Here is a 20,702-nt window from a genome sequence, read left to right on the forward strand (position 1 = left end):
AATCGATTTACATCGGTTTTGGGGCGACTTTACGTCGGATTTATGACGGCAGTTAAGCTGTTTTAATCCTTTTGAGCCGACATGCCAATTTTAAAATGCCGGCTTTCCGATGCCGAGTGCGGCGATGCGGCAGACCGTCGCGAAGCGCATGCCGAAACTTGAGGCAGATCAAGGTTATGCGGAAGGGGCCGGAATTCGCCCGATACCCGATCAACAAGGTCGATTAATCAGACACGATCGAGGCTAAAAACGACAGACGAAAAAAAACCGCTGCCGGGCGGGCAGCGGTTTTGGGTGAAGCGCTCTAAATCGCGGATTCAGGCGTATTCGGCAAGTGCGGTGCGCATCTTCTTCATGGCGCTCGCTTCGATCTGGCGGATGCGTTCCGCCGATACGCCGAACTCGGCCGCGAGATCGTGCAGCGTCGAGCCGCCCGAGCCGTCGTCGTCGACGTTCAGCCAGCGCGCCTCGATGATCCGGCGGCTGCGGGCGTCGAGCGCCTCGAGCGCCTGCGCGATGCCGTCCGTCTGCAGCATGTCGCGCTGACGCGCGGCGAGCACGGCGGTCGGCTCGTTGTGCGAATCGGCCAGATAGGCGATCGGCGCGTACGACTCCTCGCCGTCTTCCACTTGGCCCTCGAGTGCGATGTCGCCGCCCGACAGGCGCGTTTCCATTTCGGTCACGTCTTCGCGCTTGACGTTGAGCTCCTGCGCGAGGCCGTCGATTTCCTCGGGCGTCATCGCCTGCATGCTCTTCTTGTGGCTGCGCAGGTTGAAGAACAGCTTGCGCTGCGCCTTCGTCGTCGCGACCTTCACCATCCGCCAGTTGCGCAGGATGTACTCGTGGATCTCGGCCTTGATCCAGTGGATCGCGTACGACACCAGACGCACGTTTTGCGCCGGGTCGAAACGCTTCACCGCCTTCATCAGGCCGATGTTGCCTTCCTGGATCAGGTCGCCGTGCGGCAGGCCGTAGCCGAGATAGTTGCGCGCGATCGACACGACGAGCCGCAGGTGCGACAGCACGAGGCGGCGTGCCGAGTCGAGGTTGTTGTCTTCGCGGAATTCGGTCGCGTACTGGCGTTCCTCTTCGGCGCTCAGCAGCGGGATCCGGTTGACGGCCTGGATATACGCGTCGATGTTGCCAAGCTGGCCCGGCAACATCGATTGAGTCGCGAGCGCCAGCGAGCCTGCCGATTCGGCCTTGGCCGGCGTCGGGCTCAGGGTATTCGGAAGGGTCAGGGCGTGGCTCACTAAAAAACTCCTTTGGAATCAGGGACAAACCCCTGGTCTCGGATGAGATTCCGGGGCCCATCTTAGCACTCCCGTAATCCGAGTGCTAATTCCTTAGAGGGCACGGGGGCATCCGAGTTCCCGGTTTTCTATCGAACTTGTCGAGTCGATAGTCTAATTTGCGACCTGGCTGGCGGTGCGAAGTTCCGTAAGCCATTGTTTCTGATGGTAATCAGTAGACGGTTTCGATTTTTGTAGTTTTGGAAGCAAACAATTTCGCTTCGCGATGCCGATCCGAAAAGTCCTTTACCATACCATTCAGTTCGCTCGGGCCCGGCCGCTGCGGCAAGGCTCCATTCAACCCACAAAGTTGGAGTGTCAGATGAACAATAAGAAGAATCGCCGGCCCCATAGTCGGCTTGCGCTGCACGCGCTGCTGGCGGCGTCGCTGCTGGGCGGATCGGGCGCCGCGTTCGCGGATCGATGGGGAATCCAGGCCGGCGGCGGGTTTTCCGATCGCCACGGGATCGACAAGGGCGATCTCGGCGTCGTGTGGGATCCGGGCTGGAACTGGTGGGAAATCGGCGGCTGGCACTTCGCGTTCGTGATGGAAGGGCACGCCGGCTACTGGCATACGGGCGGCAATGTTCATGGCAGCATCGGCGAATTCGGCGCGCAGCCGATGTTCCGCTTCATCAAGAGCGCGGGCCAGGTGCGTCCGTTCATCGAGGCCGGTGCCGGCATCCGCTTCCTGACCTCCCCGACGATCTCCAACAATCTGTCGCTGGCGACGTCGTTCCAGTTCGTGGACGTCGCCGGCGTTGGCGCCCAGTTCGGAGAACGGCAACAGTATCAGGTCGGTTACCGTTTTCAACATGTGTCTAACGCGGGTATCAAAGAGCCGAATCCTGGTATAAATTTCCACCAGTTCTACGTGCAGTACAACTTCTGATCCGCACGCCGGCGCACGGCGGGCGCGTTGCCGAGGAGTCAGGCGATGGCGAAGGTGGTCGATGCGATTCGCGCGCTCGAGCGCGATCGGTTCCGGGCGATGGTCGACGGAGACGGCGAGGCGCTCGACGCGCAATTGTCGGACAAGGTGTTCTTCGTGCACACCAACGGCAAACGCGAAACCAAGCAGCAGTTCATCGACGCCATCGTCGCCGGCCGCCGCCGCTATCGCCAGATCGAAATCCAGTCGCAGGACCTGCTGCCCGTCGGCGACGCGACCTGCGTCGTCACCGGGCGCGCGTTGATCGAGATGGAAACGAACAACGGCGGGCTGGTGTTTCCGATCGCCTATACGGCCGTCCACACGCATGAGCAGGGCCACTGGCGCCTGCTCGCGTGGCAGGCCACGCGGTGCGCGACCGAGACATGAGCGCGCCTGGCGCTCCTTTTCATGTCCCGACCGAAGCGGCCTTCTGGGCCGCTTTTCATTGGCCCGTGCGGCGCGGATCGCGCGGCGCACGGGCGGTCACGCACCGCTCGCTGACGTTCGAACCCTGAAGCGAAACCTGCCGTCAGGCCGCCGCACGGCGGTCGGCGCAATGCCAGGCCGAGCGGTTGATCGCGCTGACGACCGCATCGAGCGCGGCGCTCGCGGCGTCGTCGTGCACCCCGACACCATGCCGCAGCGGCGCGTCGCCGACCCGGCAGCCGACCGATACCGCGATCCGGCCGTCCGTCGTGCGCGCGTGCTCGCACGAGGCGACGTCGATCGTCGCGCCGGCTGCCGTCGCGAAGGCCGCGGCCATGCGCTGCACGGCGTCTTCGGGCGTCGCATCGGCCGGCGGCGCGCTCGCGATGTCGCGGTTCTGCCAGCGCGCCCCGTTGCCGTGGCGCGCGGCCGGGCCGTCGGTCTCGAAGAATTCGCGCGCGAACAGCGCACAGATCGCGTCGCCGGTCACTTCCTCGCCGGATGCGTCGGCGAGCGTCTGCACCGCGTGGCTGAATTCGATCTGCACGCGGCGCGTCGGCGTGAAGCCCATCCCGCGTTCGAGCAGGAACGTCGCGCCGCCCTTGCCGGACTGGCTGTTCACGCGGATCACCGCGTCATAGCTGCGGCCGAGGTCGGCCGGGTCGATCGGCAGGTACGGCACTTCCCACACCGCGTCCGGGCGCTGCTGCGCGAAGCCCTTGCGGATCGCGTCCTGGTGCGAGCCGGAGAACGCGGTGAACACGAGGTCGCCCGCGTACGGATGGCGCGGATGCACCGGAATCTGGTTGCAGCGCTCGACCACGCGGCGCACCGCGTCGATGTCGGAGAAATCGAGGCCCGGGTCGATACCCTGCGTATAGAGGTTCAGCGCGAGCGTGACGAGGTCGACGTTGCCGGTGCGCTCGCCGTTGCCGAACAGGCAGCCCTCGATGCGGTCGGCGCCCGCGAGCAGCGCGAGTTCGGCGGCGGCGACCGCGGTGCCGCGATCGTTGTGCGGATGCACGGACAGCACGATGCTGTCGCGATACGCGAGGTTGCGGTCCATCCACTCGATCTGGTCGGCGAACACGTTCGGGCTCGCGGCTTCGACGGTCGCCGGCAGGTTGACGATCATCTTGTGATCGCGGGTCGGACGCCACGCCTGCGCGACCGCGTCGCATACTTCGCGCGCGAACGTCAGCTCGGTCATGCTGAAGGTTTCAGGAGAGTACTGATAGGTCCAGTGCGTGTCCCGGCGGGCCGCCGCGTGTTCCTTGATGAGTCGCGTGCCCTCGACCGCGAGCGCCTTCACGTCGTCCTTCGACATCCCGAACACGATGCGCCGGAACGACGGGCAGATCGCGTTGTACAGGTGCACGATCGCGCGCGGCACGCCGTCGAGCGCGTCGAAGGTGCGCGCGATCAGGTCTTCGCGCGACTGCACGAGCACTTCGATCGTCACGTCGTCGGGGATCCGCTTCTCGTCGATCAGCTTGCGGACGAAATCGAAGTCGGTCTGCGACGCCGACGGAAACCCGACTTCGATCTCCTTGAAACCGATCGCGACCAGCATGTCGAAGAACTCCAGCTTCTGTTCGATGCTCATCGGCTCGATCAGCGACTGGTTGCCGTCGCGCAGGTCGGTGCTCATCCAGACCGGCGCACGCTCGATGGTGCGGGTCGGCCAGCGGCGGCCATTGATGCGGACGGGTTCGAACGGACGATACTTGTCTTGCGGGTTGCGCTTCATCTTCTGGACCTCGGGTCTCAAGTCGCGAGCGAAGACGGGCGGCATGGGCGACGGTAGGCGCTGCCTCGCACCGTGGCGCCGGAAACGCGCTGCGGATGCGGATGATCTTCGCGAATCGACCGACGGATAGACGGACGAATGCTGACGACTTCGGGTTGTAAAAACTGCGAGAAGGGTGCTGCGAGGAACTGCAGGGAGGGACCGTGCGGACAGCACACGGCGCTAAGACAGCCTTAGGCTAGTCGTAGCGATAGCGACCGCGCTAGGCGGCCGGAGGTAATTCGGAGGGTGTTCGGAAAGGAACGCATGGCGACAACTCTATGCCAGGATGCGGGTGCGTGTCAAATGGTCGGTTGAAAAGGCCGGCGCGACAGCACGCCGGCCCGGGATGCCGGTCAGGGTGCGATCCGGGCGATCCGCACGATCGTGTCGACCTGCCGCGCAAGCGCGTCCGGCACCGGAACTTCGCCGCGCAGCACGGCGTCCGTCCACGCGGCCGTGGTCGCCGCGTCGCGCGATTCGGGCAGCGCGACGGGCGGTGCGTCGCTCGACGAGCGCTCGGGCTCGATCAGCGTGTCGCACATGCCGTCGTGCAGCCAGTCGACCTGCACCTGGCGCCGCGTGTCGGCCACCGCTTCGCCTTCGGTGCCGCGCGCGAGCAGCGCACCGCCGCGCGCGGCGTCCGGATGATCGCGGAACAGTTGCGCGAGGCTGTCGCGGTACGGCGGATGCGTGTAGTTGACGAGCCGCAGCCCGGCCGGCGCGAACGGCTGCAGGATCTTCACGAGCGTGTGCGTGGAGTTGCGCACGCCGAGCACGCCGCGCAGCGCCAGCAGACGCGCGATGCGCGGCGCCAGCGCGTCGATCGGCGCGAACGCGACGCGGCGCTCCGCGAGCATGTCCTCGATCGCGTCGTGCGACTTCGACGGCGCGATCGACAGCGCCGAGAAGATCTCCGCGCTCGTCACGCGGCCCGGATCGCGTTCGACGCCGTGCACGAGCACCGGCACGCCTTCGCGCGCGAGCAGCAGCGCGAGCAGCGGCACCAGGTTCGGCTGCTTGCGCGCGCCGTTGTAGCTCGGGATCGACACCGGGCGGAAGGCGGCATCCTGCACGTGCACCGGTTCGAACGACGCCTGCGCGGCGGCGAGCATCGCGGACAGTTCGTCGGCGCTTTCGCCCTTCAGGCGATACGCGATCAGGATCGCGCCGAGTTCGACGTCCGACACGCGCGCTTCGAGCATCGCGCGATAGAGCTCGAACGTGTCTTCGGCGGACAGCGCGCGTGCGCCGTTCGGGCCGCGGCCGATTTCCTTGATGAAGCGGGCGCAGGGGAGCGGCGAGGCGGCGGAGTCGTGGGGAGCGGTCATCGGGGCGTGGGGCGGGCGGCCGGCATCGGGCCGCGCGGTGAGCGGTAAGGAATGCCCCGAGTATCGCATGGGCGCGGCTCGCCCAAGCGCGGCTGCGCGCCACCGCCGCGCGGCGCGCTAAACTCGGGTTCCCGGCGGTGCCGTGCGTGCGCTGCAGGCGCCGTTACCGGCCGAATACGACCAACAGAGAGACACCCATGAAGCTTTACAGCTATTTCCGCAGTTCCGCGTCGTACCGCGTGCGGATCGCCCTGAACCTGAAGCAGCTGCCGTTCGACACGGTCCCCGTGCACATGCTGCGCGACGGCGGCGAGCAACTGAAGGACGCGTATCGCGCGGTGAATCCGGATGCCGTCGTGCCGACGCTGATCGACGGCGATGCCACGCTGCAGCAATCGCTCGCGATCATCGAATATCTCGAGGAAACGCATCCCGAACCCGCGCTGCTGCCGAAGGCGCCGGTCGACCGCGCGTATGTGCGGGCGATCGCGCTGCAGGTCGCGTGCGAGATCCATCCGCTGAACAACCTGCGCGTGCTGAAATACCTGAAGCACACGCTGAAGGTGCCGGAGGAAGCGAAGAACGAATGGTACCGGCACTGGATCGAGGCGGGTTTCGCGTCGCTCGAGACGCGCCTCGCGAGCGATCCGCGCACCGGCAAGCTGTGCTTCGGCGACACGCCGACGCTCGCCGATATCTGCATCGTGCCGCAGGTGTTCAACGCGAACCGTTTCTCGATCGACACGACGCGCTTTCCGACGATCCAGCGGATCGCCGATCATGCGTCGACGCTCGATGCGTTCAAGGCCGCCGAGCCTGGCGTGCAGCCCGACGCCGAATGACATCGAATAACGTCGCGGGGCCGCCGGCTTCCGGCTGACGGCTTCCGGCCGCGCATGTAAAAAGGGCGCCCGAAGGCGCCCCGTGCGATGCGGGCCGGCGGCGTTCAGCCGAGCAGCGCGTCCGCGAATTCCACTGCGTTGAACGGCTGCAGGTCCTCGACCTTCTCGCCGACGCCGATGAAGTAGACGGGCACCGGGCGCTGCCGCGCGATCGCGGCGAGGATCCCGCCCTTGGCGGTGCCGTCGAGCTTCGTGACGATCAGGCCCGTGAGGCCGAGCGCATCGTCGAAGGCCTTCACCTGCGTGAGCGCGTTCTGGCCCGTGTTCGCGTCGATCACGAGCAGCACCTCGTGCGGCGCGCCGTCGTGCGCCTTCGAGATCACGCGCTTCACCTTCTTCAGCTCTTCCATCAGGTGCAGCTGCGTCGGCAGGCGGCCGGCCGTGTCGGCCATCATTACGTCGATCTTGCGTGCGCGCGCGGCGCTGACCGCGTCGAAGATCACTGCGGCCGGATCGCCGCTTTCCTGCTGGACGACCGTCACGTTGTTGCGCTCGCCCCAGACCGCCAGCTGTTCGCGCGCGGCCGCGCGGAACGTGTCGCCCGCGGCCAGCAGCACCGACTGGTCGAAGCTCTGCAGGTGCTTCGCGAGCTTGCCGATGCTGGTGGTCTTGCCCGCGCCGTTCACGCCCGTGATCATCATCACGAGCGGTTGCGCGCGACCGAGCATCAGCGACTTCTCGAGCGGCGTCAGCAGTTCGACGAGCAGGTCGTGCAGCGCGCCCTTCACCTGCTGCGGATCGGTGAGCCGGCCCGCGCGCACCTTCTCGCGCAGCGCGCCGAGCAGGTACTCGGTCGCGTCGACGCCGGCGTCGGACATCAGCAGCGCGGCTTCGAGCTCCTCGTACAGATCCTCGTCGATCTTCGTGTTGACGAACACGCCGGTGATGCTCGAGCCCGTCTTCGCGAGCCCCGACTTCAGGCGCGCGAGCCACGACTTCTTCGCGGACGCGTCCTGCGTCGGCGGCGGCACGATCTCGACCGCTTCGACGACTTCGTCGCTGCCGTCGTTGGTCGGCGTGACCGTCATCACGACGGCCGGCGCGGCCTGTCGCGGTTGCGCGGGCGCTTGCGGTGCTTCGACCGCCCGGCGGGGCTCGGGGGCGGGCGCGGGCGCGTCGGACGGCTCGTCCGGTTGCGGCGCGTCGGCTGATTGCGATTCCGCGGAGTCGGGCTCCTGCGTTTTCTTGAATCGTTTGAAGAAGCTGAACATGGTCTGACGTCGGGAAGAGGGCGGGGCGCCGCCAGGGCGGAGCGCCGGAGAGGCCGGCGCGCGTGCGCACGACGGCCGAAACCGTGCATTTTATCAGTGCGGCGAGGCACTCGCGTCAGTCGGTGCCGCCGCTGTGGTAACGTGCGCCTGTTTGGCGGTGCGCCCGCGTGCGCACCCGTTCCCTCCGTTGTCGATATTCCGTATGTCCCGTTCCTCTTCCGGCCGCCCGGCGGCCCCCGCCGGCCGCGGCAAGCCGCACACGATCCGCATCATCGGCGGTGACTGGAAACGCACGCCGCTCGCCGTGCTCGATCTCGACGGCCTGCGGCCGACGCCCGATCGCGTGCGCGAGACCCTGTTCAACTGGCTCGGCCAGGATCTCGAAGGCCGGCGCTGCCTCGACCTGTTCGCGGGCACCGGCGCGCTCGGCTTCGAGGCCGCGTCGCGCGGCGCGACGAGTGTCGTGATGGTCGAGCGCCACCCGCGCGCGGCGCAGCAGCTGCGCACGATCAAGGACAAGCTCGGCGCACGCTCGGTCGAGGTCGCGGAAGCCGACGCGCTGCGGCTCGCGGCCGGGCTGACCCCGGGCGCGTTCGACGTCGTGTTCCTCGATCCGCCGTTCGGCGAGCCGGCCGTGCTCGATCGCGCGATCGCGCTGGCGGCGCCGCTCGTCTCGCCGGATGGCGCGCTGTATGTCGAAACGGGGGCGGAGCTCGACCCGGCCGCGCACGACGCACTGGCCGGCTGGCAGGTGGTGAAGCACGGCAAGGCCGGTGCGGTTCACTATCATTTGCTGCGGCGCGAAAATGATGAATAATGCGCGTTCCATACGAGGCGGCGCGCGGCAAAGGCGACGCATGCCCATCTCGGCAGTGGCGTGCGCGTCGCACGGCTGCCACCCCGTTTGCGTGATGACAGGAGGAGCGACATGGTAGTCGCCGTGTATCCCGGTACGTTCGATCCGCTGACGCGCGGGCACGAAGACCTCGTGCGGCGTGCGTCGAGCATTTTTGATACGCTGGTGGTGGGTGTCGCCGACAGCCGCGCGAAGAAGCCGTTCTTCTCGCTGGAAGAACGTCTGACGATTGCGAACGAGGTGCTCGGTCATTATCCGAACGTGAAGGTCATGAGTTTCACGGGCCTCCTGAAGGATTTCGTCCGCATCAACAACGCGCGCGTGATCGTGCGCGGCCTGCGTGCCGTGTCCGATTTCGAATACGAGTTCCAGATGGCGGGGATGAACCGCTATCTGTTGCCCGACGTCGAGACGATGTTCATGACGCCGTCCGATCAGTACCAGTTCATCTCGGGGACGATCGTGCGCGAAATCGCGCAGTTGGGCGGCGATGTCAGCAAGTTCGTGTTCCCGTCCGTCGAGAAGTGGCTGACCGAGAAAGTCACTGCGATGGGAGGCCCGGCCGCGTGACGCGGGGCCGGCCGGTTTCGTCGTGAAGCCGGCCGCCGGCCTGAAGAAGTGAGATCAGTATGTCTTTGATGATTACCGACGAGTGCATCAATTGCGACGTGTGCGAGCCCGAGTGCCCGAACGGCGCGATTTCGATGGGCCCGGATATCTACGTGATCGACCCGAACAAGTGCACCGAGTGCGTCGGCCATTTCGACGAGCCGCAGTGCCAGCAGGTGTGTCCGGTCGAATGCATTCCGCGCGATCCGCAGCACGACGAATCGCACGCGCAGTTGATGGCGAAGTATCACGCGTTGACCGCCGCGAAGGGCGACGACGTGCAGTGACGCCCTGCTGACGTCGCGCGTCTCGACGTCACGATTTCCTCGGCCGGCGCCGTTCGGCGCCGGTTCCGTTTCCGTTTCCGTTTCAGCTTCCGCTACCGTTTCAGCCGATCAGCTCGCGCAATGCCGCGACGAGCGCGTCGCATTCGGCGTCGGTACCGACGGTGATGCGCAAGTGCTGGTCGATGCGCGGCGCCCTGAAGTGCCGCACGAAAATTTCCCGATCCTTTAGCTGTGCCGCGATCGTGCCCGCATCGTGCGCGGGATGGCGCGCGAACACGAAGTTCGCGGCCGACGGCACGACGTCGAAACCGAGCGCCTCGAGCGCGTGCGTGAGCCGCGTGCGGCTGTCGATCACGCGCCGGCAGGTCGCGCCGAAATAGTCGGTATCTTCGTATGCCGCCTGCGCCGCGGCCTGCGCGAGCCGGTCGAGCGGATAGGAATTGAAGCTGTCCTTCACGCGGTTCAGTGCGTCGATCAACGCGGCATCGCCAAACGCGAAGCCGACGCGCATGCCCGCGAGCGAGCGCGCCTTCGACGTCGTGTGCACGACGAGCAGGTTCGGATGGCGGTCGATCAGCGCGATCGCGGATTGCGCGCCGAAATCGACATACGCCTCGTCGATCAGCACGACCGACGACGGGTTCGCGGCCGCGATCCGCTCGATGTCCGCGAGCGGCAGCGCGCGCCCGGTCGGCGCGTTCGGGTTCGGGAACAGCACGCCGCCCGCGTCGTCGAGATAGTCTTCGACCCGGATCGAGAAGTCGTCCGCGAGCGGCACGATCGCAGTCTCTACGCCATACAGGCGCGCGTAGGTCGGGTAGAAGCTGTACGAGATGTCGGGAAAGCGCAGCGGCCGGTCATGCTTGAGCAGGGCCTGGAATGCGTGCGCGAGGACTTCGTCGGAGCCGTTGCCGACGAAGACCTGTTCGGGCTTGATGCGGTGATGGGCCGCGACCGTCTCGCGCAGTGCGCGCGCGAGCGGATCGGGATAGCGGCGCAGCGTGTCGCCGGTATCGCCGAGTTCGCGTGCGATCGCCGCGACGACGCGCGGCGAAGGCGGATAGGGATTCTCGTTGGTGTTCAGCTTGACGGGGTGTGCGAGCGCGGGCTGTTCGCCCGGCACGTAAGGCACGAGTTGCTGAACGACGTCGCTCCAGTAACGGCTCACCGCTTGGCTCCTGACGGGCAAAAGCGACCAGATTACCGCATGTGGGCGTTGCAGTGCGCAATTGCGCGGCAGGGCGGGGCTGCCCGGCGCAACCGGGCGGCACATTGCACCGCACCGGTGCAGCGCGGGTTCAATTGCGATGCAGCTGCATCGTCGCGCGGTCGAGTTCGCCCTTGACGACCATCGGCATCACGGCGAGCGCGCGTTCGATCGATGCGTCGATCACGTCCTGCTCCTCGCGGCGCGGCGGCTTCAGCACGAAGTTCGCGACGTCGGGTTTCGCGCCGGCGCGCGAGCCTTCCGGGATCAGGTCGCGCGGATGGCCGATGCCGATGCGCAGGCGCCAGTACTGTTGCGACGACAGATGCGCGGAGATGTCCTTCAGGCCGTTGTGGCCGCCGCTGCCGCCGCCGAGCTTCAGCTTCACGGTGCCGGGCGGCAGATCGAGTTCGTCGTGGGCGACGAGGATCTGGTCGGGCAGGATCTTGAAGAAATTCGCGAGTGCGACGACCGACTGGCCGGAGCGGTTCATGTAGGTTTGCGGCTCGAGCAGGTGGACTTCCTCGCCGTGCAGGCGCGCTTTTGCGTAGAAGCCGTGAAAGCGGCGCTCGTCGCGCAGCGTCGCGCCGGCTTCGCGGGCGAGCTGGTCGATCAGCCAGAAGCCGGCGTTATGGCGCGTCGCGGTGTATTCCGCCCCGGGATTGCCGAGGCCGACGATCAGTTTGATCATGACGTTTCGTAGGCGGCAGCGCCCGCCTGGGCGCAGAAAAAGAAAAACCCGCCGGGCAAGCCGCGGCGGGTTGCGTCGACCGTTTCGTGAAACGGATCGAATGGCGCGTGGGCAGCCGCTTAGGCAGCCGGCGTTTCGCCTTCGCCTGCTGCGTCCGACACGGCACCAGCCGGGACCGTCGCCGATGCGACAACCGGGTTTTCCGCGTCGACGTGCGCGACCAGCGTCACGCCCTTCGGCAGTGCGATGTCCTTCGCGTGCAGCGACTGACCTGCTTCGATCTTCGACAGATCGACTTCGAGGAATTCCGGCAGGGCCGACGGCAGGCACTCGACTTCGATTTCCGTCGCGACGTGCGAGACGATTGCGCTCGACAGCTTCACTGCCGGGCTGACTTCAGCGTTCAGGAAGTGCAGCGGCACCTTCGTGTGCAGCTTCTTCTTCGCGTCGACGCGCTGGAAGTCCACGTGCAGCACGAGTTGCTTGAACGGGTGGTATTGCACGTCGCGCAGCAGAACCTGTTGCGACTGGCCAGCGACTTCCAGGTCGAGGATCGACGAGTGGAAGGCTTCCTTCTTCAGGGCGTGCCACAGCGCGTTGTGATCCAGTTCGATCTTTTGCGGGGCTGCTTCGCCACCGTAGACGATACCCGTGGTCTTACCGGCGTTGCGCAGGCGGCGGCTCGCACCCGTACCTTGCTGTTGGCGCTCGAAAGCGACGACTTTCATGTGATTCTCCATTTGCTGCCCGCGACCAGGCAGTAAAACGGGGCCGGCGAAATGGCGGCCCCCGATGAAACGGACGGGGTTTCGTCTATCCCGTCCGATTGTGCAAAAAGCGAAGCGTTGCCGCTTCGCTTTCTGCGCATGCTATATCGTGTCGTTCCGCGATCAGGATTCCGCGAACAGCGACATCACCGAGTCGCCGCGGCGAATCCGCGAGAACGTTTCTGCCAGCAGGCTCGCGCTCGTCAGCGAGCGGATCTTCGAGCAGGACAGCGACTCGGCCGACAGCGGGATCGTATCGGTGACGACCAGCTCGTCGAGTGCCGATGCGGCGATACGCTCGGCGGCGCCACCCGACAGAACCGGGTGCGTCGCGTACGCGAACACCTGCTTCGCACCGCGATCCTTCAGCACTTGCGCGGCCTTGCAGAGCGTGCCGGCCGTATCGACCATGTCGTCCATGATCACGCAGGTGCGGCCTTCGACTTCACCGATGATGTTCATCACTTCGGCGACGTTCGCCTTCGGGCGACGCTTGTCGATGATCGCGAGATCGCAGTTGAGTTGCTTCGCGAGTGCCCGGGCGCGGACCACGCCGCCGACGTCCGGCGACACGACGAGCAGATCCGAGTAGTTCTGCTTGCGCAGGTCACCCAGCAGGATCGGCGTTGCGTAGATGTTGTCGACCGGGATGTCGAAGAAGCCTTGAATCTGGTCGGCGTGCAGATCCATCGTGATGATCCGCTCGACGCCGGCGATTTCCAGCATGTTCGCGACGATCTTCGCCGAGATCGCGACGCGCGCCGAACGCGGGCGTCGGTCCTGGCGGGCATAGCCGAAGTAGGGGATGGCAGCGGTGATCCGGCCGGCGGATGCGCGCTTGAGCGCATCGACCATGATCATCAGTTCCATCAGGTTGTCGTTGGCCGGCGCGCACGTGGATTGCAGGACGAAGACGTCCTTGCCGCGCACGTTTTCCTGGATCTCGACCTGGATCTCACCGTCGGAGAAACGGCTGACCATTGCTTTGCCGAGGGGGATTCCAAGGATATTGACGACTTCCTGGGCGAGCGCGGGATTCGCGTTGCCAGTAAAGACCATCAAGCCATCATGGCTGTGGCTGCTCATCGTGCACCTGCTTCAGGCTTAGGCGGGAAATGCGGGAAAATTTTTGGCAGGGGAGGAAGGACTCGAACCCTCGCATGCCGGAATCAAAATCCGGTGCCTTGACCAACTTGGCGACTCCCCTACACTCAACTGATAACTTCACCGGACTTGTAGGCCATCCGGCAAAGCAAAACTTCATGACGCGAAAGCGAAGAGCGGATGCTCGTTCAGGCTCTCGGCAACTGCACCGTTCCAACCGGTGGGCAGCTTGGCTTGCGCCGCTTCTGCCTCGTGCCTGCTATGAAACGCTGCAAACACGCTTGCTCCGGAGCCGGTCATCCTCGCGGGGGTCACATTATACAACCATTTGACCACCTGCGCAACTTCCGCGTACTTACTTGTCACAACTTGCTGCATATCGTTCCGGCCGAAGCTATCTGGCCATCCCGCATCGCTGTTTTGCTGTGCAAGAAAGTCTGTAATTGTGACTCGCTTTGTATCTCTTGTCAACAACTCGTCTGAAAAAATTTCAGCGGTGGGGACATGAACTCGCGGCGTCACAACCAAAAACCAGCGAGTCGGCAATTCTACCTCAGCTAATTCTTCTCCGATACCCTCTGCAAACGCATTTTTTCCAAAAACAAAAAACGGAACGTCGGCACCGAGTTTCACCGCGAGCGACTGGAGTTCCGCGCGCGGCAGGTTCAGTTGCCACAGACGGTTCAGCGCGAGCAGCGTCGTTGCCGCATCGGAGCTGCCGCCGCCGAGGCCCGCGCCCATCGGCAGGCGCTTGTCGATCTCGATGTCGACGCCGGCCGCGGTGCCCGTGTGCGTTTTCAGCAGGTTGGCCGCGCGCACGACGAGATCGCTTTCCTCGGGCACGCCCGGCACGTCGGTGACGCGTGCGACGCGACCGTCGTCGCGCAGCGTGAAATGCAGCGTGTCGCCCCAGTTCAGCAGCTGGAACACGCTCTGCAGATCGTGATAGCCGTTCGGGCGGCGGCCGGTGATGTGCAGGAACAGGTTGAGTTTCGCGGGCGCAAGGCAGTTGCGCAGCGAGCGGATCGAATCGGTCATGCGTATGTCGGGGCTAGGTTCACGTGCTTACTGGTCGAGCACGAGCTTGATGTCGAGCGGCGGCGTCGCGCGCACGAGGTTGACGCGTTTGACGCCCGTGGCCGGTGCGTCCGCGTAGGCGAGATAGTCGATCGTCCAGCCGTCCTGGCGGATCTGCTTGACGTGCGTCGTGTCGGCCGGGTCGCGCACCGTCTGCGCGGGCGTCGCGGGCGCGGGCGTCGGCAGCAGCCAGTAGCGCAGGCCCGCCAGCGGCAGCGAGAAGCCGAGCGTGTTCTGCATCAGCTCGCCGACGTCCGTCGCGTATTGCGGCTGGCGGTTCGGCAGTTCGAGCGACGCGGCCTGCGGTGTCGATTTCACGACCGCGAGCGTCTGGCCGAGCGGGCTGCGCAGCTCCAGCGACACGTCGTCGCCGTACTCCTGCCAGTCGAAGTTGCCGTACACGTTCTGCGGTCGGCCGAGGCGATCGTTGTACTGCACCGCGAAACGGCCGTGGTACGCGTGCGTCGCGGCCGTTTGCAGCACGGCGCCCGCCGGCGCATTCGCCGCCGGCGGCGTGCTCGCGCAGCCGGCGAGCGCGAGCGCGGCGCCGGCCGCGGCCAGCGTGCGCAGCGCGCGGGAAGACAGGGAAAGCATCGGGAACATCCGCATCAGAGGCCGTTGATCTGCAGGCGCTTGAGCGTCTGCACGAGCGTGTCGTTGTCGGGCTCGAGCTTCTGCGCGGCACGCCACGCGGTGCGCGCGTCGTCCTGCGCGCCGCTCTTCCACAGCACTTCGCCGAGGTGCGCGCCGATCTCGGCGTTCGGCTGCAGCTCGTACGCGCGCCGCAGCACCTTCGCCGCGCCGGCCGCGTCGCCCATCCGGTACTTCACCCAGCCGAGGCTGTCCATGATGTACGCGTCGTTCGGCGCGAGCGACAGCGCCTTGTCGATCAGCTTGCTGGCTTCGGGCAGGCGCTGGTTGCGATCGGCCAGCGAATAGCCGAGCGCGTTGTACGCCTGCGGGTTGTCGGGCTGCGTGCGCATCAGCTCGCGCAGCTGCTTTTCCATTGCCGCGTAGTGGCCCGTCTTCTCGGCGGCCATCGCGTAGTCGTAGCGCAGGTCGGGATCGTCCGGGAAGTCCTGGACTGCTTGCGCGAGTCGCGCCTCGGCTTCCGGATAGCGCTTCGCGGTAAACAGGATCGACGCGTCGGTGCGTGCGACCACGGCCGCATCGCGCGGATCGCTGATCGGCAGGTCGTCGAGCACCTTGCGGGCCTCGTCGGTCTTGCCCTGTTTCTGCAGGAGCTGCGCGCGCGTGATCTGCGCGGGCAGGTAGTGCTGGCTCGTCTGGTCGACCTTGTCGAGCCATTGCGACGCCTGCGCGTCATTGCCCTGTTCGATCGAGATCTGCGCGAGGTAGATGTAGCCCTGGCCGACGTCGAGGTTCGGCTGCTTGTTGCCGAGCTGCACGTACTGCTTCAGGTATGCGTTCGCGTCGTCGAGTTTCTTCTGCTGGATCTTGATCAGCGCGAGCGCCATCAGCGGCGTCGGGTCCTTCGCGTCGAGCTTGCGCATCGTCTCGAACTGCTTCTGCGCGTCGTCGAGGCGGTCGTCGGCGAGGTAGAGCTGCGACAGTGCGAGGCGCGCATCGCGCGACTTCGGATTCTGCTGAACATATTTCTCGAACGACGTGATGCCGGCTGCGCGCTCGGCAGGCCCCATCTGCGACAGCATCAGCGCCGCCGGCAGATAGTCGGGGCGGATCTGCAGCGCCTGCTTCAGCGACTGCGCGGCGCCTTCCTTGTCGTCGACCGCGAGCTGCTGCCGCGCGATCGCGAGCTGCGCCTCGGGACGGTTCATGTCGTTCTTCAGCATGTCCTTCAGCACCGCGAGGCCGCCGACGCGGTCCGCGCCGCGCACCAGCAGCGCCTGCAGTGCGAGGATCGCGGGGCCGCGCGTTTCGCCGGTCGCGCGGGCCAGTTCGCGCGCGAGCATCGGCTGCGCGTCGGCCGGCTTGCCGGCGAGCACCAGCAGCGCGGCGTCGACTTGCGATGCGCGGTTCGAATCCGGTGCGTACTGGCGCCAGAGATTGGCCGCGGACAGCGCGTCGGCCGGGCTTTGCGCGCCGAGCGCGATCTCGGTCGCACGCTGCGCCATGCGCGGATCGCGCGTGTCGCGGGCGAGCGCGAGGTAGGTCTGGTAGGCCGGCGCCGGCTGGTTGCGCTGAAGCGCGACTTCGGCGGCCAGTACCTGGTAGACGATCTGGCTCGTCAGCGGGACGCCCGGGAGATTCTTCTGCTCGTCCGGCATCACGTGCTCGAACGCGCCCTGCGGCTCCGCGTCGTCCGATGCCGGATCCTGCGCGTGAGCCGGGATGGCGGTGAGGGTCCAGGCGGCGAACAGCGCGGCGCCGAGCGCACGGCGGACCGGGAAGGCACGCACGCCGCGCTCGGCGGCGGGGCGCTTCAGAAGCAGCTTCGAGGGCAGGGTCATGGAAATCCGTTCGATGTTTCAACCGATTGTAACGCGCTCGCTACAATACACGCACGATCGTGAATCGAGTTTCAGACCCGTAGAACATGCCAGAGTTGCCAGAAGTCGAAGTCACGCGCCGGGGCATCGAGCCCTTTGTCGCGGGCCGCCGCGTCGAGCGTGTCGACGTCCGTACTGCGATGCTGCGCTGGCCCGTGCCGGCGGGGCTCGCCGAGCAGTTGCGCGCGCGCGAGGTGCTCGCCGTCGAGCGTCGCGGCAAGTATCTGCTGTTCGAGGTCGACGCAGGCTGGTTCATCGTCCATCTCGGGATGACGGGCACGCTGCGCGTGCTGCCCGCGGCCGGCGTGCCGGTGGCTGCGAAACACGACCACATCGACTGGATCTTCGACGAATTCGTGCTGCGGTTCCGCGATCCGCGCCGTTTCGGCGCCGTGCTGTGGCACCCGCGCGAAGCCGGCGACGTGCATGCGCATCCGCTGCTCGCGAGCCTCGGTGTCGAGCCGTTCTCGCCGGCGTTCACCGGCGCGCTGCTGCACGCACGCACGCGCGGCCGCACGGTGTCGGTCAAACAGGCGCTGCTCGCGGGCGACATGGTCGTCGGCGTCGGCAACATCTATGCGTCGGAGAGCCTGTTTCGCGCGGGCATCCGGCCGACGACCGCGGCCGGCAAGGTGTCGCTGCCGCGCTATGAGCGGCTGGCCGACGCGGTGCGCGCGACGCTCGCCGACGCGATCGAGCGCGGCGGCAGTACGCTGCGCGATTTCGTCGGCAGCAACGGCGAAAGCGGCTATTTCCAGCTCGACTGCTTCGTCTACGACCGTGCGGGGCTGCCTTGCCGCGTCTGCGGCACGCCGATCCGCCAGATCGTGCAGGGTCAGCGTTCGACTTATTACTGCCCGACCTGCCAGCGTTGAGCCCCGCGTTGCAACCTTTTTCCGAAGATTCGAACACTTGAAGCCGCCCCGCATCGCCCCCGCTCCGTTCCCCGTCACGCCGCTGCATCGCACGTTCGCCACGCGACTGATCGCCTGGCAGCGCGAGCACGGCCGCCACGACCTGCCGTGGCAGAACACCCGCGATCCCTACTGGATCTGGCTGTCGGAAATCATGCTGCAGCAGACGCAGGTCTCGACCGTCGTCCCGTATTACACGCGCTTTCTCGAGCGCTTTCCCGACGTCGCTGCGCTCGCGGCCGCGCCGTCCGACGACGTGATGGCGCTGTGGGCCGGGCTCGGCTACTACTCGCGCGCGCGCAATCTGCACCGCTGCGCGCAGGTCGTCGTCGCCGAGCATGGCGGCGTATTCCCGTCGACGCCGGAAGCGCTCGCCGAACTGCCCGGCATCGGCCGTTCGACGGCCGCGGCGATCGCGTCGTTCGCATACGGTGCACGCGCGACGATCCTCGACGGCAACGTGAAGCGCGTGCTGGCGCGCGTGTTCGGCGTCGAGGGCTTTCCGGGCGAGAAGCGCGTCGAGAACGACATGTGGGCGCTGGCCGAATCGCTGCTGCCGGATGCCGCGAACGCGGCCGACGTGAGCGCCTATACGCAGGGGCTGATGGATCTCGGCGCGACGCTGTGCGTGCGCGGCAAGCCGGATTGCGCGCGCTGCCCGTTCGCGGGCGACTGCGTCGCGCAATCCACGGGCCGCCAGCGCGAACTGCCGGCCGCGCGGCCGAAGAAGGCCGTACCGACGCGCAAGACCTGGATGCTCGTGCTGCGCGACGGCGACGCCGTGCTGCTCGAACGGCGTCCGCCGGCCGGCATCTGGGGCGGCCTGTGGTGCCTGCCGCAGGCGGACGGCGACGCGGCGCTCGCGGAACTCGCGCGTGGCTTCGGCGGCGGCGGCCCGGTGCCGCTCGCGCCGTTCACGCACACGTTCACGCATTTCCGGCTCGAGATCGAGCCGCGGCTGAGCGACATGACGAACGGCGGCCTTCCGCTTGCGCATGCACGGGATGCCGAGACGGCGTGGGTGCCGCTCGCCGGGCTCGATGCGTACGGCGTGCCGGCGCCCGTGCGCAAGCTGCTCGATGCGCTGAGCGGGTCGTTGCTGTAACGATGGGGAAAGGGCGCGGCGCGGGCCGTGCTTACGGAAGTGCCGCGCCGACGCGGTCGGCTCGCCCGTCAGGATGATCCGCCCGGCGACGCCGGTGCGACGCGGCTGGCCGGCCGCGCCTTACAGCCAGCCGTGCCGGTCGAGCACGTGGTGCACGGCGTCGATCCGCGCGCCGACATCCGGAAACTCCATCAGCTTCTGCCGTGCGCGCAGGTCGAGCGGCAGCAGTTCCGCGAGTCGGTTCGACACCCAGCTCGGGTCGTCGAGGCGGAACGGTTCGCCGAACGGCATCTTGTCCGGTTCGGACTTCTTCAGCGCTTCGATGATGCGCTCGAGCACCTCGGCGCACGAGCCGAATTGTGCGAGCGCCTGTTCGCCTTCGAGCGGGATGTCGTCGGGCAGCGGCTCCGCGATCCCGACCAGCAGCCCGTTGCTTTCGACGCGATACGACAGCAACTCGAATCGCTGCGTGCCGATCGCCTGCAGGTACAGCATCCCGAATTCGCCGGTGTCGCACTCGGTGATGCGCGCCATGCAGCCGATCGTCTCGGGCACCGACACGGCGCCGTCCTGCGCGACTTCGGGCCCGCTCTTCAGGAGGCACACGCCGAACGGCGCGTCGTCGCGCAGGCACGCGCGCGACATGTCGAGATAGCGCGCCTCGAATACCTTGAGCGGCAGCAAGCCACCGGGGAACAGCACCGTATGCAGCGGAAACAGCGGCAGGTCGATCAGGGTGGTCGATAGGGTGGACATGGCGCGCCGGCGAGAGGGCGGTGTCGCTAAGGTCGTTCGACCTCGGTGACGAGCCGCGACGACGCGTCGACATCCACCGGCGCGTCACGATGCCGCACGATCACGTTCGCATCGTGCACGAGGCGCGCGGCGAGCGTTTCCGCGATGAACACCGAGCGATGCTGACCGCCCGTGCAGCCGATGGCGACGGTCAGGTAGCTGCGGTTGTCTTCACGAAAGTGCGGCAGCCATTTCATCAGGAACGCATGGATGTCGTCGATCATCTGGTGGACGATCGGCAGTGCGTCGAGAAAGGCGATGACCGGCTGGTCCAGCCCGGTGAGCGGGCGCAGCTCATGGTCGTAGTACGGGTTCGGCAGCGCGCGCACATCGAACATCAGGTCGGCATCGAGCGGCACGCCGCGCTTGAAGCCGAATGACTCGAACATCACCATCAAGTCGTTGTTCTTCTGCTCGATGAAGCGCTTGACCCACGTGCGCAGCACGTTCGCGCGCAGCGTGCTCGTATCGATCTGGTGGCCGAATTCGGCGAGCGGCGCGACCAGCTCGCGTTCGCGCTCGATCGCTTCCTCGAGCGACGACAGCAGCCCGACGTTCGCGTCGTGCGACGGCGAGCCGGACAGCGGGTGGCGCCGGCGCGTTTCGGAGAAGCGCTGGATCAGCGCCTGCGTGCTTGCGTTGAGGAACAGCACGCGGACATCGTGCTCGAGCGACAGCGAGCGGATCAGGCCGGGCATTTCGTCCAGCGATGCGCTCGAACGCGCATCGATCGCGACCGCGAGCCGGTGCTGGCCGCCGTCGGCCAGGTAGCGGGCGAGTTCGGGGAGCACGTGCGGCGGCAGGTTGTCGACGCAGTAGTAGCCTGCGTCTTCGAGCGCGTTCAGCGCGACGGACTTGCCTGAGCCGGAGATGCCGGTGATGAGGACGATGCGCATGGGAAGCAGAGAATCCTGACGTTTCATCATAGCACCGG

At 66.5% G+C, this 20,702-nt stretch carries 21 protein-coding genes and 1 tRNA gene; 8 read left to right on the forward strand and 14 right to left on the reverse strand.

Annotated elements, in window-relative coordinates; translation table 11 throughout:
- Positions 1–317: 317 nt before the first annotated feature.
- Positions 318–1,253, reverse strand: coding sequence for an RNA polymerase sigma factor RpoH (rpoH, locus tag DIE02_RS21940; protein WP_044847484.1), 936 nt, complete (start codon positions 1,251–1,253; stop codon positions 318–320).
- Positions 1,254–1,614: 361 nt separating this feature from the next.
- On the opposite strand from rpoH, the gene DIE02_RS21945 reads away from it, so the two are divergent.
- A complete protein-coding gene (locus DIE02_RS21945; RefSeq protein WP_124486517.1) occupies positions 1,615–2,184 on the forward strand; it encodes an acyloxyacyl hydrolase in 570 nt (189 codons plus the stop codon).
- Between the two features lie 45 nt (positions 2,185–2,229).
- On the forward strand, positions 2,230–2,613 hold the full coding sequence (locus DIE02_RS21950) for a nuclear transport factor 2 family protein (protein WP_057926513.1): 384 nt from the start codon (positions 2,230–2,232) through the stop codon (positions 2,611–2,613).
- A 142-nt stretch (positions 2,614–2,755) separates the two neighbouring features.
- On the opposite strand, the gene leuA is transcribed toward DIE02_RS21950, so the two are convergent.
- Positions 2,756–4,402 (reverse strand): 2-isopropylmalate synthase, encoded by a 1,647-nt coding sequence (gene leuA, locus DIE02_RS21955; RefSeq protein WP_124486516.1) that lies wholly within the window; start codon positions 4,400–4,402, stop codon positions 2,756–2,758.
- Between the two features lie 395 nt (positions 4,403–4,797).
- A complete protein-coding gene (ybiB, locus tag DIE02_RS21960; protein WP_124486515.1) occupies positions 4,798–5,772 on the reverse strand; it encodes a DNA-binding protein YbiB in 975 nt (324 codons plus the stop codon).
- 197 nt (positions 5,773–5,969) lie between these two features.
- Between ybiB and maiA the strand changes: the two genes are divergently transcribed.
- The gene (maiA, locus tag DIE02_RS21965; RefSeq protein WP_044847479.1) at positions 5,970–6,614 is read left to right on the forward strand and encodes a maleylacetoacetate isomerase; all 645 of its coding nucleotides are present in this window, start codon (positions 5,970–5,972) and stop codon (positions 6,612–6,614) included.
- 104 nt (positions 6,615–6,718) lie between these two features.
- Here maiA and ftsY read toward each other — a convergent pair whose 3' ends face one another.
- Positions 6,719–7,885 (reverse strand): signal recognition particle-docking protein FtsY, encoded by a 1,167-nt coding sequence (ftsY, locus tag DIE02_RS21970; protein WP_124486514.1) that lies wholly within the window; start codon positions 7,883–7,885, stop codon positions 6,719–6,721.
- Between the two features lie 202 nt (positions 7,886–8,087).
- Between ftsY and rsmD the strand changes: the two genes are divergently transcribed.
- From rsmD to DIE02_RS21985, 3 genes are all read left to right on the forward strand, one after another.
- On the forward strand, positions 8,088–8,702 hold the full coding sequence (rsmD, locus tag DIE02_RS21975) for a 16S rRNA (guanine(966)-N(2))-methyltransferase RsmD (protein ID WP_044847477.1): 615 nt from the start codon (positions 8,088–8,090) through the stop codon (positions 8,700–8,702).
- Positions 8,703–8,813: 111 nt separating this feature from the next.
- Positions 8,814–9,311, forward strand: coding sequence for a pantetheine-phosphate adenylyltransferase (gene coaD / locus DIE02_RS21980; RefSeq protein ID WP_044847476.1), 498 nt, complete (start codon positions 8,814–8,816; stop codon positions 9,309–9,311).
- Between the two features lie 59 nt (positions 9,312–9,370).
- The gene (locus DIE02_RS21985; protein WP_124486513.1) at positions 9,371–9,637 is read left to right on the forward strand and encodes a YfhL family 4Fe-4S dicluster ferredoxin; all 267 of its coding nucleotides are present in this window, start codon (positions 9,371–9,373) and stop codon (positions 9,635–9,637) included.
- Between the two features lie 100 nt (positions 9,638–9,737).
- Here the strand turns inward: DIE02_RS21985 and hisC are convergent, their stop codons facing one another.
- The 8 genes from hisC to DIE02_RS22025 form a co-directional block, all read right to left on the reverse strand.
- Positions 9,738–10,805: a histidinol-phosphate transaminase gene (hisC, locus tag DIE02_RS21990; protein ID WP_124486512.1), complete on the reverse strand. Its 1,068-nt coding sequence runs from the start codon at positions 10,803–10,805 to the stop codon at positions 9,738–9,740.
- Positions 10,806–10,935: 130 nt separating this feature from the next.
- On the reverse strand, positions 10,936–11,535 hold the full coding sequence (gene pth, locus DIE02_RS21995; protein WP_124486511.1) for an aminoacyl-tRNA hydrolase: 600 nt from the start codon (positions 11,533–11,535) through the stop codon (positions 10,936–10,938).
- 119 nt (positions 11,536–11,654) lie between these two features.
- Positions 11,655–12,263 carry a 50S ribosomal protein L25/general stress protein Ctc gene (locus DIE02_RS22000; RefSeq protein ID WP_044847489.1) on the reverse strand — a complete coding sequence of 203 codons (609 nt, stop codon included), beginning with the start codon at positions 12,261–12,263 and terminating at the stop codon, positions 11,655–11,657.
- A gap of 162 nt (positions 12,264–12,425) precedes the next feature.
- Complete coding sequence (locus tag DIE02_RS22005) at positions 12,426–13,388, reverse strand: ribose-phosphate pyrophosphokinase (protein ID WP_044847472.1); 963 nt, start codon at positions 13,386–13,388, stop codon at positions 12,426–12,428.
- Between the two features lie 44 nt (positions 13,389–13,432).
- Positions 13,433–13,509: transfer RNA gene (locus tag DIE02_RS22010), tRNA-Gln, on the reverse strand.
- Between the two features lie 53 nt (positions 13,510–13,562).
- Positions 13,563–14,444: a 4-(cytidine 5'-diphospho)-2-C-methyl-D-erythritol kinase gene (ispE, locus tag DIE02_RS22015; RefSeq protein ID WP_124486510.1), complete on the reverse strand. Its 882-nt coding sequence runs from the start codon at positions 14,442–14,444 to the stop codon at positions 13,563–13,565.
- Between the two features lie 27 nt (positions 14,445–14,471).
- On the reverse strand, positions 14,472–15,092 hold the full coding sequence (gene lolB / locus DIE02_RS22020) for a lipoprotein insertase outer membrane protein LolB (RefSeq protein WP_124486509.1): 621 nt from the start codon (positions 15,090–15,092) through the stop codon (positions 14,472–14,474).
- On the reverse strand, positions 15,092–16,915 hold the full coding sequence (locus tag DIE02_RS22025; RefSeq protein WP_124486508.1) for a tetratricopeptide repeat protein: 1,824 nt from the start codon (positions 16,913–16,915) through the stop codon (positions 15,092–15,094). Before DIE02_RS22025 ends, lolB begins: the two co-directional genes overlap by 1 nt.
- An 86-nt stretch (positions 16,916–17,001) precedes the next feature.
- Here DIE02_RS22025 and mutM point away from each other — a divergent pair, with 86 nt between their 5' ends.
- Both mutM and mutY read left to right on the forward strand, forming a co-directional pair.
- A complete protein-coding gene (mutM, locus tag DIE02_RS22030) occupies positions 17,002–17,829 on the forward strand; it encodes a bifunctional DNA-formamidopyrimidine glycosylase/DNA-(apurinic or apyrimidinic site) lyase (RefSeq protein WP_044847468.1) in 828 nt (275 codons plus the stop codon).
- A gap of 37 nt (positions 17,830–17,866) precedes the next feature.
- Complete coding sequence (mutY, locus tag DIE02_RS22035) at positions 17,867–18,973, forward strand: A/G-specific adenine glycosylase (RefSeq protein ID WP_124486507.1); 1,107 nt, start codon at positions 17,867–17,869, stop codon at positions 18,971–18,973.
- Between the two features lie 120 nt (positions 18,974–19,093).
- Here mutY and DIE02_RS22040 read toward each other — a convergent pair whose 3' ends face one another.
- Entirely contained in the window at positions 19,094–19,729 is a 636-nt protein-coding gene (locus DIE02_RS22040) for an LON peptidase substrate-binding domain-containing protein (protein ID WP_124486506.1), read from the reverse strand.
- Positions 19,730–19,755: 26 nt separating this feature from the next.
- Positions 19,756–20,664, reverse strand: coding sequence for an RNase adapter RapZ (gene rapZ, locus DIE02_RS22045; protein ID WP_044847465.1), 909 nt, complete (start codon positions 20,662–20,664; stop codon positions 19,756–19,758).
- Between the last annotated feature and the right edge of the window lie 38 nt (positions 20,665–20,702).

The sequence above is a fragment of the Burkholderia sp. Bp8991 genome (assembly GCF_003853795.1).
In the GTDB taxonomy this organism is placed as follows: Bacteria; Pseudomonadota; Gammaproteobacteria; order Burkholderiales; family Burkholderiaceae; genus Burkholderia.

Bases quoted from the DNA above. Each gene is read 5' to 3' on its own strand.
- DIE02_RS21945 (WP_124486517.1), top strand. From the start codon at position 1,615: ATGAACAATAAGAAGAATCGCCGGCCCCATAGTCGGCTTGCGCTGCAC.
- DIE02_RS21950 (WP_057926513.1), top strand. From the start codon at position 2,230: ATGGCGAAGGTGGTCGATGCGATTCGCGCGCTCGAGCGCGATCGGTTC.
- leuA (WP_124486516.1), bottom strand. From the start codon at position 4,402: ATGAAGCGCAACCCGCAAGACAAGTATCGTCCGTTCGAACCCGTCCGC.
- ybiB (WP_124486515.1), bottom strand. From the start codon at position 5,772: ATGACCGCTCCCCACGACTCCGCCGCCTCGCCGCTCCCCTGCGCCCGC.
- maiA (WP_044847479.1), top strand. From the start codon at position 5,970: ATGAAGCTTTACAGCTATTTCCGCAGTTCCGCGTCGTACCGCGTGCGG.
- ftsY (WP_124486514.1), bottom strand. From the start codon at position 7,885: ATGTTCAGCTTCTTCAAACGATTCAAGAAAACGCAGGAGCCCGACTCC.
- rsmD (WP_044847477.1), top strand. From the start codon at position 8,088: ATGTCCCGTTCCTCTTCCGGCCGCCCGGCGGCCCCCGCCGGCCGCGGC.
- coaD (WP_044847476.1), top strand. From the start codon at position 8,814: ATGGTAGTCGCCGTGTATCCCGGTACGTTCGATCCGCTGACGCGCGGG.
- DIE02_RS21985 (WP_124486513.1), top strand. From the start codon at position 9,371: ATGTCTTTGATGATTACCGACGAGTGCATCAATTGCGACGTGTGCGAG.
- pth (WP_124486511.1), bottom strand. From the start codon at position 11,535: ATGATCAAACTGATCGTCGGCCTCGGCAATCCCGGGGCGGAATACACC.
- DIE02_RS22000 (WP_044847489.1), bottom strand. From the start codon at position 12,263: ATGAAAGTCGTCGCTTTCGAGCGCCAACAGCAAGGTACGGGTGCGAGC.
- DIE02_RS22005 (WP_044847472.1), bottom strand. From the start codon at position 13,388: ATGAGCAGCCACAGCCATGATGGCTTGATGGTCTTTACTGGCAACGCG.
- ispE (WP_124486510.1), bottom strand. From the start codon at position 14,444: ATGACCGATTCGATCCGCTCGCTGCGCAACTGCCTTGCGCCCGCGAAA.
- lolB (WP_124486509.1), bottom strand. From the start codon at position 15,092: ATGCGGATGTTCCCGATGCTTTCCCTGTCTTCCCGCGCGCTGCGCACG.
- DIE02_RS22025 (WP_124486508.1), bottom strand. From the start codon at position 16,915: ATGACCCTGCCCTCGAAGCTGCTTCTGAAGCGCCCCGCCGCCGAGCGC.
- mutM (WP_044847468.1), top strand. From the start codon at position 17,002: ATGCCAGAGTTGCCAGAAGTCGAAGTCACGCGCCGGGGCATCGAGCCC.
- DIE02_RS22040 (WP_124486506.1), bottom strand. From the start codon at position 19,729: ATGTCCACCCTATCGACCACCCTGATCGACCTGCCGCTGTTTCCGCTG.
- rapZ (WP_044847465.1), bottom strand. From the start codon at position 20,664: ATGCGCATCGTCCTCATCACCGGCATCTCCGGCTCAGGCAAGTCCGTC.